This is a genomic window from Bacillus sp. 123MFChir2 (assembly GCF_000383235.1).
Classification (GTDB): domain Bacteria; phylum Bacillota; class Bacilli; order Bacillales; family Bacillaceae_G; genus Bacillus_A.
This window is the reverse complement of the sequence record NZ_KB910988.1, coordinates 1-17,555: the sequence shown is the minus strand read 5'-3', so window position 1 is coordinate 17,555 and position 17,555 is coordinate 1. Positions and strand designations below refer to the sequence as shown.

General features: G+C 34.7%; 19 protein-coding genes and 1 pseudogene. 5 read left to right on the top strand and 15 right to left on the bottom strand.

The features are described 5' to 3' along the window. Positions 1-104: 104 nt before the first annotated feature. Together H280_RS0121310 and H280_RS27060 are read right to left on the bottom strand one after the other, a co-directional pair. Positions 105-341: a recombinase family protein gene (locus H280_RS0121310; RefSeq protein WP_020063142.1), complete on the bottom strand. Its 237-nt coding sequence runs from the start codon at positions 339-341 to the stop codon at positions 105-107. Then, positions 316-429, bottom strand: coding sequence for a hypothetical protein (locus tag H280_RS27060; RefSeq protein WP_442852839.1), 114 nt, complete (start codon positions 427-429; stop codon positions 316-318). Before H280_RS27060 ends, H280_RS0121310 begins: the two co-directional genes overlap by 26 nt. Positions 430-436: 7 nt before the next feature. On the opposite strand from H280_RS27060, the pseudogene H280_RS26655 reads away from it, so the two are divergent. Further along, a pseudogene (locus tag H280_RS26655) lies at positions 437-1,638 on the top strand (transposase); the annotation flags it as partial. Between the two features lie 295 nt (positions 1,639-1,933). Here H280_RS26655 and H280_RS0121300 read toward each other — a convergent pair. From H280_RS0121300 to sleB, 6 genes are all read right to left on the bottom strand, one after another. After that, positions 1,934-2,689: a DUF3959 family protein gene (locus H280_RS0121300; RefSeq protein ID WP_020063141.1), complete on the bottom strand. Its 756-nt coding sequence runs from the start codon at positions 2,687-2,689 to the stop codon at positions 1,934-1,936. 236 nt (positions 2,690-2,925) lie between these two features. Further along, the gene (locus H280_RS0121295) at positions 2,926-3,948 is read right to left on the bottom strand and encodes a homoserine dehydrogenase (RefSeq protein ID WP_020063140.1); all 1,023 of its coding nucleotides are present in this window, start codon (positions 3,946-3,948) and stop codon (positions 2,926-2,928) included. Between the two features lie 26 nt (positions 3,949-3,974). Beyond that, positions 3,975-4,466, bottom strand: a complete 492-nt coding sequence (locus H280_RS0121290; RefSeq protein ID WP_020063139.1) for a GNAT family N-acetyltransferase — start codon at positions 4,464-4,466, stop codon at positions 3,975-3,977. A gap of 134 nt (positions 4,467-4,600) precedes the next feature. After that, positions 4,601-5,206, bottom strand: a complete 606-nt coding sequence (locus tag H280_RS0121285) for a YhcN/YlaJ family sporulation lipoprotein (RefSeq protein ID WP_020063138.1) — start codon at positions 5,204-5,206, stop codon at positions 4,601-4,603. An 18-nt stretch (positions 5,207-5,224) separates the two neighbouring features. After that, positions 5,225-6,565, bottom strand: a complete 1,341-nt coding sequence (gene ypeB, locus H280_RS0121280; protein WP_020063137.1) for a germination protein YpeB — start codon at positions 6,563-6,565, stop codon at positions 5,225-5,227. Positions 6,566-6,583: 18 nt separating this feature from the next. Next, positions 6,584-7,333: a spore cortex-lytic enzyme gene (sleB, locus tag H280_RS0121275; protein WP_020063136.1), complete on the bottom strand. Its 750-nt coding sequence runs from the start codon at positions 7,331-7,333 to the stop codon at positions 6,584-6,586. Positions 7,334-7,479: 146 nt separating this feature from the next. On the opposite strand from sleB, the gene H280_RS0121270 reads away from it, so the two are divergent. Beyond that, entirely contained in the window at positions 7,480-7,815 is a 336-nt protein-coding gene (locus H280_RS0121270) for a YqzG/YhdC family protein (RefSeq protein WP_020063135.1), read from the top strand. 148 nt (positions 7,816-7,963) lie between these two features. On the opposite strand, the gene H280_RS0121265 is transcribed toward H280_RS0121270, so the two are convergent. The 4 genes from H280_RS0121265 to kynU all read right to left on the bottom strand — a co-directional run bounded on the left by H280_RS0121265 (position 7,964) and on the right by kynU (position 11,991). After that, positions 7,964-8,887 carry a serine hydrolase domain-containing protein gene (locus tag H280_RS0121265; RefSeq protein WP_442852838.1) on the bottom strand — a complete coding sequence of 308 codons (924 nt, stop codon included), beginning with the start codon at positions 8,885-8,887 and terminating at the stop codon, positions 7,964-7,966. Positions 8,888-9,196: 309 nt separating this feature from the next. Continuing rightward, on the bottom strand, positions 9,197-10,036 hold the full coding sequence (gene kynA, locus H280_RS0121260; RefSeq protein ID WP_020063133.1) for a tryptophan 2,3-dioxygenase: 840 nt from the start codon (positions 10,034-10,036) through the stop codon (positions 9,197-9,199). Between the two features lie 36 nt (positions 10,037-10,072). Then, entirely contained in the window at positions 10,073-10,702 is a 630-nt protein-coding gene (gene kynB / locus H280_RS0121255) for an arylformamidase (protein ID WP_020063132.1), read from the bottom strand. Between the two features lie 2 nt (positions 10,703-10,704). Further along, complete coding sequence (gene kynU, locus H280_RS0121250; protein ID WP_020063131.1) at positions 10,705-11,991, bottom strand: kynureninase; 1,287 nt, start codon at positions 11,989-11,991, stop codon at positions 10,705-10,707. Positions 11,992-12,153: 162 nt separating this feature from the next. On the opposite strand from kynU, the gene H280_RS0121245 reads away from it, so the two are divergent. After that, complete coding sequence (locus H280_RS0121245; RefSeq protein ID WP_020063130.1) at positions 12,154-12,765, top strand: TetR/AcrR family transcriptional regulator; 612 nt, start codon at positions 12,154-12,156, stop codon at positions 12,763-12,765. A gap of 234 nt (positions 12,766-12,999) precedes the next feature. Next, positions 13,000-13,839 (top strand): oxidoreductase, encoded by an 840-nt coding sequence (locus H280_RS0121240; RefSeq protein ID WP_020063129.1) that lies wholly within the window; start codon positions 13,000-13,002, stop codon positions 13,837-13,839. A gap of 150 nt (positions 13,840-13,989) precedes the next feature. On the opposite strand, the gene H280_RS24120 is transcribed toward H280_RS0121240, so the two are convergent. Further along, positions 13,990-14,577, bottom strand: coding sequence for an HD domain-containing protein (locus tag H280_RS24120; protein ID WP_034304053.1), 588 nt, complete (start codon positions 14,575-14,577; stop codon positions 13,990-13,992). A gap of 42 nt (positions 14,578-14,619) precedes the next feature. After that, complete coding sequence (locus H280_RS0121230) at positions 14,620-15,426, bottom strand: Cof-type HAD-IIB family hydrolase (RefSeq protein WP_020063127.1); 807 nt, start codon at positions 15,424-15,426, stop codon at positions 14,620-14,622. Positions 15,427-15,652: 226 nt separating this feature from the next. On the opposite strand from H280_RS0121230, the gene H280_RS0121225 reads away from it, so the two are divergent. Then, complete coding sequence (locus H280_RS0121225) at positions 15,653-16,378, top strand: MBL fold metallo-hydrolase (RefSeq protein WP_020063126.1); 726 nt, start codon at positions 15,653-15,655, stop codon at positions 16,376-16,378. A gap of 67 nt (positions 16,379-16,445) precedes the next feature. On the opposite strand, the gene H280_RS0121220 is transcribed toward H280_RS0121225, so the two are convergent. After that, on the bottom strand, positions 16,446-17,486 hold the full coding sequence (locus H280_RS0121220) for a hypothetical protein (RefSeq protein ID WP_020063125.1): 1,041 nt from the start codon (positions 17,484-17,486) through the stop codon (positions 16,446-16,448). Between the last annotated feature and the right edge of the window lie 69 nt (positions 17,487-17,555).

The window sequence follows — 17,555 nt, the reverse complement described above, 5'->3', positions numbered from 1 at the left end:
CTTTCAAATGTACGAATCAAATCAAGAAGTTGTTCCCTTTGTTCTCCTGTGATGGTTTTGATTTTACAAGAACGTGTTGTTTTCATCTATTCCTCTCCTTTCGTTCATATATTTTCAATCTCTTTACTTACTTTTTTCCCTTCACGTTTCCCATAAATACGGGCTGAAAAAGAAGTCGTAATCGCAATCAAATCTTCTACAAGTTCTTGTTCATCGTTTATTTCTTTTTCTTCGACGATTTCTATTTTACCATTATAATTTTTTATATATTTTTCTAAATATTGATAACCAAAACGTGCCAAACGATCTTTATATTCAACAATGATTATACTGTTTTGCATCTATATCATATAATCGATGTCCACTGGGAGTGATGATTGTTTCTAATAATCCTTTGTTAGACCAAGAACGTACCGTTTGTTTGTCTATACCTAATAATTCCGCCGCGATGATCTATGCCCTCGTTGCTTATATTGTGGAACGAATCCCGACGATTAAAGATCTTGTGAAACGGTTACGACATGATTTTATGTTTCATCTGAAGTGCGGTTTTTTATTTTCTGATCGCATCCCTTCCGAAGCTTCTTTTTCCCGTTTTACCCAGAAATTAAGTGAGTCAAATGTGCTAGAAACTGTTCAAGAAACCTTGTTTCTTCAAGCGATTCAAGAAAAGTTTATTACAGATGATGTCGTCTCTATTGATGCGACACACTTTGAGTCCAGAGACCGAGCGACTCCGCAAGAAAAGAAACCAAAACCAGAACCCAAAAAGCGTGGTCGTAAAACAAAGGCAGAACAAGAAGCCTTTCAACAAGAAAAAGAAGAGCGAGAAAATCAAAAAACATCTATGAAAAAACAATAGAAGATCAACTAAATATCAGTTTGGAAACCTTACGGACAGAAATCTCTTTACGCCCAAATTGGGGCATCAAGAAAAATAGTGAAGGAAAAAACACCTTTTGGTTTGGCTTTAAAGCTCATTTAGCTGTGGGAGCGAAGAGTCAATATATCTTACAATCCCTCATGTCCTCCGCTAGTTTGAATGATGGGAAAGCCGCGATTCCTTTACTCAAAGGCATCCAAGAGCGGTTTTCTTCGTTGACCATTCGATATGGCGTAATGGATGCGGGTTACGATGATGAAGCGATTTATACACAACTCCATCGAATGAAAACCAAAGCTATCATTGCCTATAATAAGCGAAACGAAGGAGAGTTCCTTGGGTTTGATGAGCACTTCGCTCCTACTTGTGTACGAGAGCACTCGTATCGGTATGACAGTTTCGATGAGAAGTATGAGACGTTGAAATACACGCGTCCAAAGGAATGTCAAACATGTCCGCTTGCCCACGATTCTCTTTGTCAAAAGGTCTATAAAATCAAGATGGAAAGCGATATTCGCAAATACAGTGCCCTAGGGCGTGGTTCAGAAGCATGGAAACAACGCTATAACCAAAGAACCGCGGTAGAACGAGTAAATGCGTATCTCAAAGAATTCTTTCAGTTAAAAAATGTCCGATATCGAAGCGGAAAGCGAGCTAAAGTTCATTTTGACTTGGGAACGCTTGTTTATAATGCATCAAAACTCGCAACAGACCGCATGAATCAACAGATGAAGAAAATGAATATAGCTGCGTAACATTTTTAAAAATTTAAAACTAAAATTCTGAAGATCTTGCCTCCGAAGAAAAACAATTATGAAATTGATTCACCTTTTAAAAATTTTTTTGAAACTGTCGAAACCTCCCATTGTTAATTTTCTCTATATATTTAACTATAAAATATTCCCCTCGATTGAACAATGGATATTTTCAAACAAAAAAGCTCACTTTTTCTTGTTCGGATTTAATATGTAATTATAAAGAGAAAAACCCGAAAATACCCTGAGATTGTATGCAGGGTATTACGGGTTTTTCTCTTTGTGCAAAATTTTTTTATGCATTATAACGATTTCTTCTTCGTTCCATTCTCGTTTGTCCTTGCACTGTTCCAACATCATTATGTTGTTCTGTTGGCGCTGTATGATAAGTTGGTGCTGCTTCTTGATGATTTCGTTCATACGTGCGAGTGTCTCTCTGTTTAGAAGATTTTTTACCGAACTTTAGCATTTTAAATTTTAATTTCGGTAAACTCGGAATGCGAATTTTAAATGTAGGTCTCATTTTCTTCTTTTGTTTAAACGTGCTTGTTTTTTCTTGCTTTCCATTATCACGGTGCAGCGCGTTGGCAAGCAGTCCGCCAAGTAAGAAACCTGCCACTAAAATGACTAAATACAACCGTTCTGTTGTAAGTAGGTTCATCATTCGCTGAAGAACTGCTAGTGATTGAATTTGCTTTACATCCCAAAGCATTACGCCCCATAATGCAAGCAGTCCTAGTGTAATCGCATATGTACGGAATCGGAATAAAAACGGGATGACAGCAATACATGCAGCAATTTTTGCGTTTGCAATTAAAGAATCGACTGTTATGTATTGATTCCAAATTGACATTAAGAGTGTGATAAATGCTGCGTATGCTATCCAACTAAATATTCGTGAATGCATTCGTTTAGCATGATAGCTCCCAAAACTAGTTAAAAACAATAATCCACCTATATATAATGATAATTGGAGTGGCATTTGTTTCATTAAACCTGTAACTGGGAACAGGGCGCTGAGCACCATTAACAGTACATCAAGTTTTCTCACAATTCTCAATCCCTTTCAGTTTTCTAACCTCTATAGCATAATGGTATTTTTCTATTTTGTATATGAATAATCAGCTAAACAATAACATGCTTACAAAACATCTTAATCCTATTTATGCTAAAAAGTAAACAAAAAACATAATGATAATTGACAATAGATTATTACTTTTATACTAGGAAATGACAAATCCCGCTCATTCTCAATAAGCGGGATTTTTTACATAGTCATATGTAAGGCTATATCATATCTTTTCGGTACAAATTGATCACATCTTTTAACGCTGCGGCTGCCGCTCCTCTTGGATTGGAAGCTCCGCCAATAGAAGAAACTTCTCCCATCGTGTCTGTGTAAAAAGTAATTCCTTTTTCGGTTCCCGTAACGGCTGCTAATGAATGGTTTGGATCTACTCCATATGGTTGTACTTCAAGACGTACTCCTCCGTTATCAATTATATATGCTCTTGCTAGTAGTTTGATTTGTTTTCCATGTTGCTTTGCTTCTTGTATATCTTGTTTTGATAGATTGTCTATTCCTTTAATACTGATATCTTCAAGGGTATATTCTGTATGCAGTAAACTATTTGATAGTAGCAATAATTTACAAGCACTATCCATTCCGCTCACATCTAATAAAGGGTTTGTTTCAGCAATTCCTTTTTTCTGTGCATGCTGTAATGCTTCTTCAAACGTTGTATTATCCTCATGCATTTTCGTTAATATATAATTTGTTGTCCCGTTTAAAACGCCTTCAATGCGCTCAATTTTGCATCCCGCTAAGCTAAATTGCCCCATATCAAGTGTAGGCAGTGCTGCAGCTGTTGCACCGCTATAGCGAATGCGTACATTTGCGAGTTTTGCCGCTTCGTTTATCTCTTTCCATGATGTCACAAGTGCCCCTTTCGAAATAGCGACAATATTCATTTCTTTTTTTATAGCTTTTAATATATATTCCTTTCCAGGTTCTCCATTTTGAAGATTAGTTGGAGTAGACTCGATAAAAATATGCCCCTGCATGTTTTTATCATGAACTGGATGTAGTTCCATGTATCGATGTAAAGCTACTGATCCATCACCTAGTGTCAGTAAAGTATCAGCGCAAAGCCCCTCTGAATGATATAACTTCACATCACGTCCAATAATTCCAACAAGAAGTAATTCTATGCCGAACTCTTCATGAATAAATGATGCTTTTTCATGAATGAGTTTTACAAATTCTTTTCCAACGGTGCCATATCCAGCAAGTATTAATTTGATTCGCATATTTTCCTCCGCTAACTTATTAATGTTTATTTTTTAAAAGACAAATATAAAACAAGTTGCGGTCCAATCGGTCCTATTCTACGATGTCCTCGATCTTCAAATCCAACTGTTATATATAATTTTTGCGCAGGAATATTTCTTTCATTGACTGCCAACACAACTTCTTCTATGTTGGGAAAATATAAACCTACATAGTTGGGTAGCAGTTGCAGTGCCCGTTTTGCATATCCGTTTCCTTGTTCAGTGTAGTTGATTGAAAATGAAGTGAGTAATAAAGAATTTTCTTTGGTTGTATATTCTTGCACACGACTTCCTGATTGCAATGAAAAAATACCAACTGGCTTTTCATCAGCTAAAATAACAATAGGATTTCGAGTTGTGTCCTGCTTTGCATAATCTAAAAGTTCCGTTGGATGAGCAGTAAATTGCACTTGTTCTTCTGGTAAAGTGTAGGTTTGTAAAGCTTCTTTATATTCCTCTGTATATGGAACGAGTTGAATAGATGGATTCACTTGCATAACGTATATTCCTCCAATTTTAAAAACATATGTTTCCTTCCATACAAAATTATACAATATTTTTATGAATAAATGAAATTTTCAGACTCAAAAATGATAAACTAATCCCCGTGCTACATAACACGGGGATTAGTTTATTTCTTTAATTGTTGATTCGATTGGTCAACTTGTTCTTGTTTTAATTCATTTTGTTCATCTTTTGGTAATTGTTGATTGTTTTCTTTAACTGGATTGCTCTGTTTGTTTTCTAATAAATCATTTGGTACTTGTGGCATCGCGCGCCCTACGATAGCAGCTAGTTCATCAAGAATTCCTTCGCCAGCTTTTCCTTCTTTAATCCGTTTTCCAATTTGTTTTAAACGCTCGTACGTATCTAAATCGGCCACTACAACCGCGTTTGAACCTTGTGGATCGTGTTTTAAGCTCTCCGCAACGGAGTATTTGATTGTTTCTACTCTTGTACGATCTAATTTAGCACCGACATCAATACCAACAATGGAATACTTACCAAGGACAACAGCCGTTGCATCTCTTACACCAGGTATATTAGAAGCAATGTTGGCAAGATGATCAGCTTTTGTTTCTTCTGATTTACGTGTATTTTCTTTATATGTTACGTTTTTTGTTGTATATTGTTTTGTATTTGAAGTTGGTTTTGGATTTGCTGTGTTATCATTCTTTTTTGTACTGCAACTTGCTAATAGAAGCAAACAGATACAAAAGTAAATGGTTTTCCTCAAAGGTGTCACTCCTATTCGTTAATCATAAATTTGTTCTACACTTTGTAATTTTTTCACTTTTTCTTCAGTACCACTATTGGCATTAATAAAGATTTGATAGGTGTCTTTCCCAAGCGTTCCTAAAAATTCATAACATAGTACTTCTTTATGCAAGTCATTTACAATGATTGCTTCACGCTCTTCCATAACTTTTAAATTAGGATTAATTTTCTTTCGTGCATCTGAAACCGATAGTGTTGGTTTTGAAATTTTTATATCTTTACGAGAAGCTAAATAATCTTTGGCAGAGAAGCCAACAATTGAACCATCATCAAGCGCAATTTTCATTTGAATGGATTCAGGATATATACGCACCTTGTCCCGATTCGTTACGAATGTGAAAACACCGATAGAGTCGTATTGGGAACTTTCATATAACTCCATATTTTTGAATTTATTTTGTTTTAAAAAGGAAAGTCCCTTTTCTCCTGCATCATTTAAACTAATTTTTTGTTCTTTTACTTCGCGATTGTTCATAACCCAAATTGGATATCCGCCTTTTTCAGTAATGTCCATATTCGTTTCACTATTTGTCTTAGGATCTTTTACTGTAATGCTATAAAATTTCTCTTTTGCTCCTTTTCCGCTTTTTTCCGCAGAAATCGTTTCAGATCCCTTTAAGCTAAGGAAAGACTTAGCAATATTTATTGCTTGTTCTTTTGAAATGTTTGGACCGGATATGTGTGTTTCACCCTTTTTTTCTGTCTGTAAACTTGTAAACGTTGGTCCAAAAGGGCTTTGTGAATAAGAGTTACTGTTTTTTTCTACTGTTTTAAATCCGTCTATAATCGTGTTATCGGCTGGATTCTTATCAGAAGCAAGCGCCAGTTCAACATCCATCCAACGTAAATTGTTTTTTAAGGCAAGGTGCTGTACTTTACGCAGTTCATCTTGAATATTTGCAGCATTACCATATAGTTGCTCGAGTGTTTTATATTCCTCGTCATTCAGTGGTTCTTTTTCTAAATCACGTATCGCTGTACGGTAGCTAAATTCTCCGATATTTGATAGAAATTCTTGTGTTTTATTAAACGGCAGTAACGTAAGTGGTAATTGACCAATATCAGAATGTGCTTGCGATGTAATACGCCATACATCAGCTAATGCAGGTGATAACGATGTGCGTGAATTCATTGCTAATGTTGTGCCTATTTTGTCATGTAATAAATCGACTTGATAAGCTAAATCATGGAAAGCTCGCTGGTAGTTATTTTCAGCGTGAATTAATACCGCATTTTTCTCTTGGTGCTCTTTATACCCCCAATATCCTGTACCTACAACTCCAATTGTTAATAAAACAATAAGTAAACCTCTAAACATAACTCATCCACCTCCTAACTATTGACAAAAAATGTGTCTTCCAATTTTCTTAATTTGCGGGCGGCTCCAAATCCATTTACTTGTTGCTGTATCCGGATTAAAGTAATACAGCGCTCCTCCAGATGGATCCCATCCGTTAATCGCATCAAGCACAGCTTTTTTTGCTGTTTCATTTGGTGTTAAATTAATCTGACCGTCAGCAACAGCAGTAAAGGCACGTGGCTCGTAAATCACTCCAGCGACTGTATTTGGAAAAGATGCACTGCTAACGCGATTTAAAATAACAGCTGCAACAGCAACTTGTCCGATATAAGGTTCACCGCGCGATTCTCCGTATACAGCGTTTGCTAAAATTTTAATGTCATTTTGCGAGTATCCATTCGGAACATTGGTGCCTTTATTTTGTGCCGGTTTATTATTTTGGTTGTTCGCTGTGTTACTTGGTTGCTTTTCATATTTGGTAGCTTTAACAAGTTTTTGTTTTGTCGTTGCACCAGCAAGTCCATCAACTTTTAAACCGAATTTTTGTTGGAAATTTCGAAGCGCCCAATATGTACCCCATCCAAAGACACCATCTACTTTTCCATTGTAAAACCCAATGTATTTGAGTCTTGATTGTAGCTCGATTACATCTTCTCCAGAAGCTCCTTTTTGGATAATTTGATTTGAAAAAGCCCCTACCTCTTTCTCATGAACACTACTTACCAACAAAGTAATCGCCGCAATAATGAGTAGAAGCGGCACTTTGAAGAAAGCTTTCCAACGCATAGCTCAACCTCCTTGAATATGACGATGAATTCGAGGTTATTTTTTGTAAATCATACGGTTTTATGTAATGAAGACAAAAAAAGACACATTCATATGAATATGCCTAAGTGTAAACACTATAAAAAATGCTATAAAGGAGCTTTAAGATGACACGGTTATATACTCGTTTAATTATATGTATCAGCCTTGCTGCAATTATATTATTTATTTATAAACCTTTCTCCGCTGTTCATGCACAGCCTCCATATGCGAAATGGGGAAAGATCGCGGTGCAAATGACAAAAGAAAAATATCCGCAAGCTGATATTATCGATTACCTTCATATTGGAAGAAGGCCGAAAACAGGAAATGTATCAGTTGAAAAATTTAAGTTATGGTTGCGTGACAAGAGCGGAAAAGAATTTGGAGTATTTGTTGATGTTGAGTTTGAAACAAAAACGGAAAAATTTATTAACATTTCTTTCAAAGAAACTCCAAGATAAAAACAACACGCAGTGCCAAAAGAAGAAGCTTTTTTCAAGGCGAGGCAACTCTATTCCATTGCGAAAGTTTGTAAATACTGGTTTTAAAATTGTATATGACAAATTTAGTAAGAAGTTTGGTGGATTTACGAAACAAAACCTCTCTTTTTCAGTACACTTCTTGTAAATATTTCACGAACAGTTTGAGAGGCACTAATCCTCGTTTAGGCATTTGACTTGTAATAACTGCGGTGAGTTCTAATTGAGGCACAATTAAAATATACTGTCCGCCGTACCCCATCGCAAAATATGTATGATATGGTACATTGCATGTATCTCTATCTAGGACCCACCAATGATATCCGTATGCTCCAATATGTTTATATGTAATAAATCGGTTTTGATGCGATTGTTCAATCCAGTTTGAAGAAACGAGTTGCTTTCCATTCCAATAGCCGGTTTGCAGACAGAATTGACCGATTTTCAGCATGTCCCTTGGGTTCATTTTCATACCAAAACCACCCACAAAAATTCCTTGTGGATCTTGTTGCCACTCATAATTCGTAATGTGCAACGGTTCAAATAAGTATTTCTCAGCAAACGCCGCGGTTGTCGTCCCTGTTACAAGTTGCAAAATGTAACTTAATACATGTGAAGAACCAGAATTATAATTCATTTTAGTCCCTGGTTGTTCAATAATTGGTTTATTAACAATATAGTCAATCCAGTTTTTTGATTCTACAAAATCATTTGGGAAAATAACACCGTCACCAAACTCTATCCAGTCTTCTCCCGTTGTCATCGTTAATAAATGATACATTGTTAATAGCTGTTTTTCTTTTGGCATATTAGGAATCCACTCTACAATAGGTGTATGAATACTATGGATATATCCTTTTTCAAGTGCAATGCCAATTAGAATAGAGATAATACTTTTCGTTATCGAATTAATTTTATAAACATTTTGTGCACAATTGTCTGTTTTATAATACTCAGTAACGATTTCGCCTTTTTGATAGACGAGAAAAGCATTTACTTTCTTCTTTTTCAATGTATGTTCTAATTCTGGTAAGTTCAATTTAAACTCCTCCATGATTAATTAGCGCTAATTTGACTTATTATAACGAAATTTATAATGAGAAACAAAAAAGAGTAGATTTTTTCTAGGCTACCGCCACATGCCCATCAACTTAAAATTTTAAAGTAAAAATGACTGTTTTGCTACAATAATTGAACGATTTTGTTAGGTTTCTATGTCTATTGATTGCTAATAAGTGACGATATGTTATGAGTGCATTTTTAAAGACATTTTGTGTATTACGCATCATTTTATTTTAAAAATATACAAATAAGGATAAAAGCTTTCTTATAGAAAAAACTTTTATCCTTATAGTTAAATCGTTTATAATTTTGTCCGAACAGCCCAAAGCTCTGGGAAAAACGATTGATCAAGCACGCGTTTTAAATACGAAACGCCTGAAGAACCGCCAGTTCCCATTTTATGACCAATAATACGTTCTACCGTTTTCATATGACGGAAACGCCACTGCTGCAGCCAATCTTCTATATCGATTAGCTTCTCAGCTAATTGATATAAATCCCAGTATTTTTGCACATTTGAGTAAACTTCTAACCACGCTGCTTCTACTGTTCCATCTGCTTCATATGGTTGTGTGATATCACGTTGAAGTACACTCGGATTGATTGGGAATCCTTCTTTAGCAAGTGTTTGAATGGCAACGTCATATAAACTCGGTGTGTGAAGCGCCTTATGTAGACGAGTATATAATTCTTCATCTTTTTCATAGATTTTAAGAATATGTGGTGTTTTATAACCGAGCGCAAATTCAATCATCCGATATTGGTAAGATTGAAATCCAGATGATTGACCAAGTGAATCGCGGAATTCAATATATTCTGCAGGTGTAAGCGTTGCCAAAATATCCCATGACTGAATAATTTGCGATTGAATTTTTGAAACGCGCGCAAGCATCTTAAAAGCAGGTGCAAGCTCTCCGTTTTGAATGGACTCAATAGCTGCTTCTAACTCATGCAAAATTAATTTCATCCAAAGTTCACTTGCCTGATGAATCACGATGAACAACATTTCGTCGTGATGATTGGACAGTCGCTTTTGACTCGAAAGTAAACTGTCTAGTTGTAAGTACTCTCCGTATGTCATGTTGTTACGAAAATCTGTATGAATCCCTTTTTCCATTATCACTTTTTCATTATCAGTCATATGTGTACATCCTCTCTATGCAGTATATATTTATTTTTATAATGGTTTTAATACAGCACGCACTGGACTACCGTCTGCATCTGTTAACGAAAGCGGCAGAGCAATCAATTCGTAGTCTCCGTCTCGTACACTTTCTAAAACAATATTTTCTAAAATATGAATCCCGTGTCTAAATAACTCATGGTGTGCTGCAAGCTCTTTATCATCAAGTGGGTCCACAGACGGAACATCAACACCAATTAAACGTACTCCCTTTTCATAAAGGTATTGTGCAAGATCCGCACGTAAATACGGAATCGTTTCAGGAAATACATACGGATTTGTTTTTGATGAGGTGCGTAATAATAATCTACTTACCCCTTCTAAATCATAATTTTCAAGTTCTTTTGCTCCGATGCTTTCATGACCTGTTACATCTATAATTCGAGCAGGACCGATGTAGATGTTAATATCAAGATCACTTACTTTTTTACCATCATTATCGAAGTGAAACGGTGCATCAATATGTGTACCGGTATGAATACTCATCGAAATTTTACCAACATTAACCGATCCGCTTTTCTCTTTTGTCCATGAAACTTCATAGGAAAAAGGTGTATCGCCAGGCCAAGTGGCAATATTATTGTTTAGAGGTTGAGAAATATCAATCCACTTGTTTTCTTTCATCTTTATGCCACAACCTCTCGTTTATTTTCAAATTGTTTATACTCCTCTTCTACCATAATCTTTTTTAAAATTCGGACAGCGTTCCACACTTCTTCATACGTATTGTATAAAGCGACAGGAGCTAAACGAATGCCGTTTGGAGCGCGAAAATCAGGAACAATTCCATTAGCCTTTAATGCCCTGCAAATCCGCGCCGCTTCTTTATGTTCTAAATAAATATGTCCGCCTCGTATTTCATCCTCTAACGGATTACCAAGTGTAAAGCTCATATCTGTTAATTCGTGTTGTATAAGGTTTATCATATAACGTGTAATATGCAGTGACTTTTGTCGTAGTCGATCAATGCCCGCTTCTTTAAAAATCTCTAAAGAACCAATTAGCGGTGCAACACTTAATACGTGCGGTGTTCCAATTTGATAAGCACCGGCATGCTCAGCTGGTGCAAGTTCGTGCTCCATGTCAAACTGTTTATCCTTTCGAGAGCCAAACCATCCGGCTAATCCGGGTAAACGATTGAAATGTTTTTTATTTACATACAAGCCTCCTACACCGCCTGGCCCAGCATTTAAATATTTATAATTACACCAAACTGCAAAATCAACGTCCCATTCTTGAAAATGGTGCGGGATGGAACCGATTGAATGGCAAAGATCAAAGCCGATATGAATTTCGCGTTTATGCGCTTCTTCCGTAAGCAATTTCATATTTAAAATTTGTCCACTTCGATATAACACAGCTGGAAGTACAATGAGTGCAATATCTTCTGTCATTGCGGCAATAATATCTTCTTCATTTAACGTTCTTCCATCCCTGCTTTTTACTTGAACGAGATGCTCGGCAGGGTCCAATCCTTTTAAACGAATTTGGCTTTGCAAAGCATAAATATCCGATGGAAATGTTAACTCATCGGCAAGGATTTTTGTTTTTCCTTCTTTCGGTTTGTAAAACGTAGCAACAACTTGATGTAAATTTGTTGTCGTGGAACCGGTTATAATTACTTCTTCGGGCGTGGCACCAATAAGAGGAGCACTTAATTCTCCTAATTGCTCAGATAAGAAATACCAAGGATGCTGCCCTTCTGTCCAGCCATCAATACCGAACTGTTTCCATGAATCAAGTAATGTTAATACAGAGTGCTCAGCTCGTTTAGATAAAAGCCCAAGTGAGTTTCCATCTAAATAAATGGTTCCTTCTTTTTTATAAAATTCATGTTGAAATGATGCAAGCTCATCGTATTGATCACATTGGCGAGCATACTCATAAGATGGTTCAAATGGTTTTGTGTACATTCTATCACCTTCTCTTGAATTTTCTTTTAATTCTAATTAATAAAAAATATATCATCAAAATTGACATAGCGTCAATGACATTATGTCAGTTGACAGTATATTACTGTTTCCCCTACAATTAAGTTGATTTTTCTGATATTTCGGTATGAAGGTGTGGTACATATGACTAAAGATCCTATTTCGGCAAGACAACGCCGTTCGCTAGAAACAAAAAAGAAATTATTATTAGCTGGGCGTGAAGTATTTATAGAATACGGCTTTCACAAAACAACAATTTCCCAAATCATAAAAAAAGCAGAAACAGGATATGGAACTGCTTACGTATACTTTAAAAATAAGGATGACTTACTCATTGTCTTAATGGATGATGTGATGAACCAGTTTTATACAATAGCAGAACGTATCTTTCATCCAATAACAAGGAATGAAGCTCATAGTATGATTCAAAAACAAGTTCATGCATTTTTACAAATGGCAGAAACGGAAAGACAACTATTACAAGTTGTTGAAGAAGCAATCGGTACTTCTAAAGAAGTTCGGAACAGATGGGATGCTATTCGAGAACGATTTATTGAACGAATTGTTCAAGACATTACATATTCACAAAACAGCGGTTTAGCACGAAAAGATTTGAATTGTTTATTAGTAGCAAGAAGTTGGTTCTTTGCGAATGAAATGTTTTTATGGGAAATTGTACGAAAGGAACGGGAATTTTCTCTCGAAGAAATCGTACATACATTAACAGAAATGTATATGGGCGGGTTGTATTCATGATATATAGTTTATCTTTATTCTTTAGAGTATTTTAGGTAATAAAAACATATTAGTATTATTTCCCTGGTAAGCGCATATTCTGACATATAAAAAGAATATCCCCTAAAAAAGTGGTTTTTATGTCATTTTTTCAATTTGTATTTATATATGTCTATGTAAATATTCTATTGAATTCCCCTTCCTTCTTTCGATATGATGATATCAAACTGAATTTCAATAGAAAGTGAGAAACAAATGACAGAAAAAATCGCGATTATTACAGGCTCATCAAGCGGATTTGGGCTTCTTACATCATTAGAGTTTGCTAAAAAAGGATATCTTATCATCGCTACAATGCGAAATATTAAAAAGCAAACAAAATTACTTGAAAAGGCAGCATCGTTACACTTAGAGCGTAATATAATAATCCATCAGCTTGATGTAACTTCCCAAAAGTCAATTGAGAATTTTACATCTTTTATCAATAATCTTGGACGGGTAGATATACTTATTAATAATGCTGGCTATGCAAGCGGTGGTTTTGTTGAGGAAATCCCAATTGAAGAGTATCGTAACCAATTTGAGACAAACGTATTTGGAGCCATCGCAGTAACGCAAGCTGTTCTTCCAGTTATGAGAAAACAAAAATATGGAAAAATCATTAATGTTAGTAGTATAAGCGGAAAAATGGGGTTCCCCGGCCTCTCTCCTTACGTTGCATCTAAATATGCCATTGAAGGCTGGAGTGAATCTCTTCGTCTAGAAGTAAAACCATTTGGGATCGATGTTTCATTAATTGAACCAGGATCATATAACACAAACATTTGGGAAATCGGACAAAAACTTGCGGAATCTACCTCTGAATCTGAGTCTCCTTACAAAGAATACATGAAGAAAATTGAACAACATATTCATAACGGGAGTGAGAGTTTTGGAGATCCGCAAGATGTTGCTGAGAAAATAGTAAGTATTGCAGAATCGCAACATCCAACTTTACGTTATCCAGTTGGAAAAGGGGTAAAGTTAATGATTTTATTAAAGAATGTACTGCCGTGGAAATGGTGGGAGTTTCTTGTTTTAAGGCGTTTTAAATAGTGTTAAAAAATAAGGGAGCTGACTCAAAAATAGACTAATGTCAGCTCCTACTCGTGCATTTAGAATGTCGAGCATTGTTGAAGTGTCTTTATCTTGTGTCGAATCACCGATATATCAGTGAGCATATAAGAAGGATTTGATTCGAAATACTCAATCCTCTTTTTTTGTATAAAACATTTTTTTACTCTCAACAACTTCCCAAAGGTAACCAAACAAATCTTCAAATACCTTATTTTGTTTTGTCCAATTCTCATTGTACTGAATAATTTTTTCAGGTGTTATCTGATTCTCCTGCCATACCTCACCATTCGTATGTACATTTTGTGTAAATGCCTGCATTTTATCTATTGCCTGAACAAACCTCGCTTCCTTTGTTTCATTTGCTTCGTATTCATGCCAAAGTTCGTAAAGTTCAAGTTTTAAATCATCTGGTAAATCATTAAATAACTTTTGGACTGCTTCCTCTTCTCGTTCTTTCTTATTTATTCGAGCAGAAGAATCATGTGCATAAGTATCACCAGCATATATTTCACCAAGATCGTGGATTAATATTAATTTTAATGATCGTTCTAAGTTAATGTTCTCTCCTATTTCTTTATGCAATAAAAGAGCAAACATACACATATGCCATGTATGTTCTGCATCATTTTCATGACGATCAGTATTAGAAACTTTTGTTTTTCTTTCAATTAATTTAAACTCATCTATTATTCGTAAAAACTCTATTATTTGTTCCATTCTCTTTTCCACATTTGCTAATCCCCTTCTTCAACTGCATTTTTAACCAATACTAACCGTATGAATTAGCTTCTCTAACACTTCCGCGACACCATCTTCATCATTAGATTTCGTCACAATATGTGCCACTTCTTTTAGTTCGTGTATTGCATTTTCCATAGCGATAGGAAAACCGCACGCATGAAAAAGCTCTAGATCGTTCCAATCATCACCAAATGCCATTATGCCACTCATAGATAATTGACTTTGAACGCAAAGATCCATTATAGCTTGTTTCTTAGAAACTCCTTTAGCCATAATTTGAATTAAAGTTCCTGAGTCGGTACATATAGTGTTTACTTTATGTTCAAATTGTTTTTGTAATTTCTCGTAATATGGATATTGTGTAATTAACAATTTTGAAGCCTTAATTTCTTTCAAATCATCTAACGAAACGACAATTGGATTTACAGTTGCATTCATAGTTTTACTATAATCTATCGTCTTGTTGCTATACCATGTATCTTCAGATTCGATAGAAAGACAAGCATCTGAATGATGAGTAATTACATATTCAATAATTTCATTAGCGATGGCTGATGAAATTGGATAATGTTGTCTGTACTTTGATGTATAATCGATGATTAAAGCGCCGTTGTAATATACAATCGTCCCCATTTCTTGAAGTTCCTGAGGAAGAAATTCCTTTACTGAACGCGGGGGTCTTGCAGTCGCAAAAATAATCGTTATTCCTTGCCTATAACATTCGAGGATAGCTTCTAAGTTTCTATTAGATATTTCTTTTTGTGAATTTAGTAGTGTACCATCTAAGTCTAAAACAATCCCTTTAACATTTTTAATAAGCTTCATGTGAACATCTCCTTGTCTGAACATACCATTTCCCTATTCTATATAAGGGATGGAAATCCTCCTTTCTATTTGTTCGTATATAATAACTGAGTTTAGATATTGACAAACAAATAAATTTATGTTATAATTAAATATTTATTGTTGACTTAGTTTTCTGTGGTATGGTAAATAATATATGTAGTAGTTAACTACAATTTAAACACACCTACTAAGGAGGGCTTAATTTATGAAGGTTTCAAATGGAGTTGCCGCACTTGAATTAAACATACAAGGTTTCATCTTACATCCTACACTTATTTGGGATGATAAAGAGGCTGTTTTGGTCGATACTGGTATGCCTGGTCAGTTAGAACCAATTCGTACTGCGATGAATGATCTAGGAGTCCCTTTTGAAAAATTAAAGGCAGTCATTGTATCACATCAAGATATTGACCATATCGGAAGCCTTCCAGAAGTAGTAGATGCATCCACTAATAAAATTAATGTGTATGCACACGAACTTGATAAATCATATATTGAAGGGGAATTTCCACTTATAAAAACAGATCCTGAACGTATGAACAAAGAAGCATGGGCATCCCTTCCGAAAGAAATGCAATTGTTGTATATGAATCCTCCGAAATGTAAAATAAATCAGACTTTAGAAGATAGACATGAACTTCCGTATTGCGGAGGCATTCAAGTGATTCATACACCTGGACATACTCCAGGGCATATAAGTCTTTATGTAAAGAACGGTAAAACTCTTGTTGCCGGCGATGCGATGATATGTGTAGACGGTTCATTAGAAGGACCTGTTGAGAGAACAACGTTAAACATGAATGAGGCTCTTACTTCTTTAGAGAAATATTTAGATTTTGATATTGAATCAGTCATTTGTTATCACGGAGGTACTTGTATGAATGCTCCAAAAGAACAAATTCAAAACCTTGCAGAGCGCGTTGAGTTATAAAACCCGATAATTATGTATTAAATATGAGATTATTATATAATGTTTATTTTTTATTCTTCTGTATAGGTTAAGGGTTGTTTGAACTTAGTATTTTGAAATCTACAGAAAATGCCTTTTTTTCAGGCAAAGTTAAATGACTTTCTTTCAAATTTCCATTTAAATCATGAGCGTATAAAATGTTATCACCGTTTTTCGTAAAACTTCCTGGTGATAAAGAATATAGATAATTTCCTGATAATTTAGTTCTGAATACTTTTGAAGATTTGGGATATCTATATTCTTTCAATAAATTAAAATTTTTATCATATTCTACAATATATCCTTCAACAAAAGTTACATAGTATTTATCTTTATATGCATGTATTCCAGCTGTACTAGAGTAGGGTAAATCAATAAATCTTGTATTTAGAGTATTTTTATTAAAAATACTTAATTTTTCTTTAGAACTAAAAATGATTTCATCATTAGTTTTAATAAAAGTTTGAGGTGCACCAAATATTCCGAAATCATATTCTTTTAATTCGCCTGTATTAACATCAACAGTATAGAGAACACTTTTCTTTTCATGAGTAAAATCGTTAAAAACATAAGCTGTATGTTTCGATTTGTCATAATCAATCTGTTTAATAAAGCCTGTTAACCTAATCTGATGATCTATATTGGTGCCTTTAATAATCAAAGTGGAATCTTTTAAATCATCATTTAAACCTTTTATTATTATGTCCTTATCTTCATAAATTGCTGACACTCCAGATTTTTCTTTTTCTTTTGCTAATTCCATTTTATTTTTTGTATCAATAAAAACACGATTCTTATTGGTAACGGAAGATAAAACAAATTTATCGCTATTTTTTATAGTGCTTTCAAAATAATAATCTGTACCACTAATTTTTGTTGTAATAATTTTATCTTTGGGATCTTTTATAAAAATAAATTCACTATCACGTAGTATCCCTGGTTTCATATAAAGAACCCCAATATTCTTAAATGCTGTTGATTTACTTCCTTGTATAGACACTTGTTTGTTATTATTCATCAAAAGAAAATAAGATATTGCTATTATAGAAAAAGCAACAAAAACTCCAATTAATAGTATCTTTTTTTTCATGAATTTCTCTCCTTTTCACAATAAAAATTGTAATATATGTAAATAATACCCTTGATATTCCATTTAATC

Excerpts from the sequence above, each read along its gene's own strand:
- sleB (WP_020063136.1), bottom strand. The coding sequence starts at position 7,333 with ATGCGTTGGAAAGCTTTCTTCAAAGTGCCGCTTCTACTCATTATTGCG.
- H280_RS0121240 (WP_020063129.1), top strand. The coding sequence starts at position 13,000 with ATGACAGAAAAAATCGCGATTATTACAGGCTCATCAAGCGGATTTGGG.
- H280_RS0121310 (WP_020063142.1), bottom strand. The coding sequence starts at position 341 with ATGCAAAACAGTATAATCATTGTTGAATATAAAGATCGTTTGGCACGT.
- H280_RS0121270 (WP_020063135.1), top strand. The coding sequence starts at position 7,480 with ATGACACGGTTATATACTCGTTTAATTATATGTATCAGCCTTGCTGCA.
- H280_RS24120 (WP_034304053.1), bottom strand. The coding sequence starts at position 14,577 with ATGGAACAAATAATAGAGTTTTTACGAATAATAGATGAGTTTAAATTA.
- kynA (WP_020063133.1), bottom strand. The coding sequence starts at position 10,036 with ATGACTGATAATGAAAAAGTGATAATGGAAAAAGGGATTCATACAGAT.
- H280_RS0121295 (WP_020063140.1), bottom strand. The coding sequence starts at position 3,948 with ATGCGAATCAAATTAATACTTGCTGGATATGGCACCGTTGGAAAAGAA.
- H280_RS0121220 (WP_020063125.1), bottom strand. The coding sequence starts at position 17,486 with ATGAAAAAAAAGATACTATTAATTGGAGTTTTTGTTGCTTTTTCTATA.
- H280_RS0121225 (WP_020063126.1), top strand. The coding sequence starts at position 15,653 with ATGAAGGTTTCAAATGGAGTTGCCGCACTTGAATTAAACATACAAGGT.
- H280_RS0121290 (WP_020063139.1), bottom strand. The coding sequence starts at position 4,466 with ATGCAAGTGAATCCATCTATTCAACTCGTTCCATATACAGAGGAATAT.
- H280_RS0121265 (WP_442852838.1), bottom strand. The coding sequence starts at position 8,887 with ATGGAGGAGTTTAAATTGAACTTACCAGAATTAGAACATACATTGAAA.
- H280_RS0121230 (WP_020063127.1), bottom strand. The coding sequence starts at position 15,426 with ATGAAGCTTATTAAAAATGTTAAAGGGATTGTTTTAGACTTAGATGGT.
- kynU (WP_020063131.1), bottom strand. The coding sequence starts at position 11,991 with ATGTACACAAAACCATTTGAACCATCTTATGAGTATGCTCGCCAATGT.
- kynB (WP_020063132.1), bottom strand. The coding sequence starts at position 10,702 with ATGAAAGAAAACAAGTGGATTGATATTTCTCAACCTCTAAACAATAAT.
- H280_RS0121245 (WP_020063130.1), top strand. The coding sequence starts at position 12,154 with ATGACTAAAGATCCTATTTCGGCAAGACAACGCCGTTCGCTAGAAACA.
- ypeB (WP_020063137.1), bottom strand. The coding sequence starts at position 6,565 with ATGTTTAGAGGTTTACTTATTGTTTTATTAACAATTGGAGTTGTAGGT.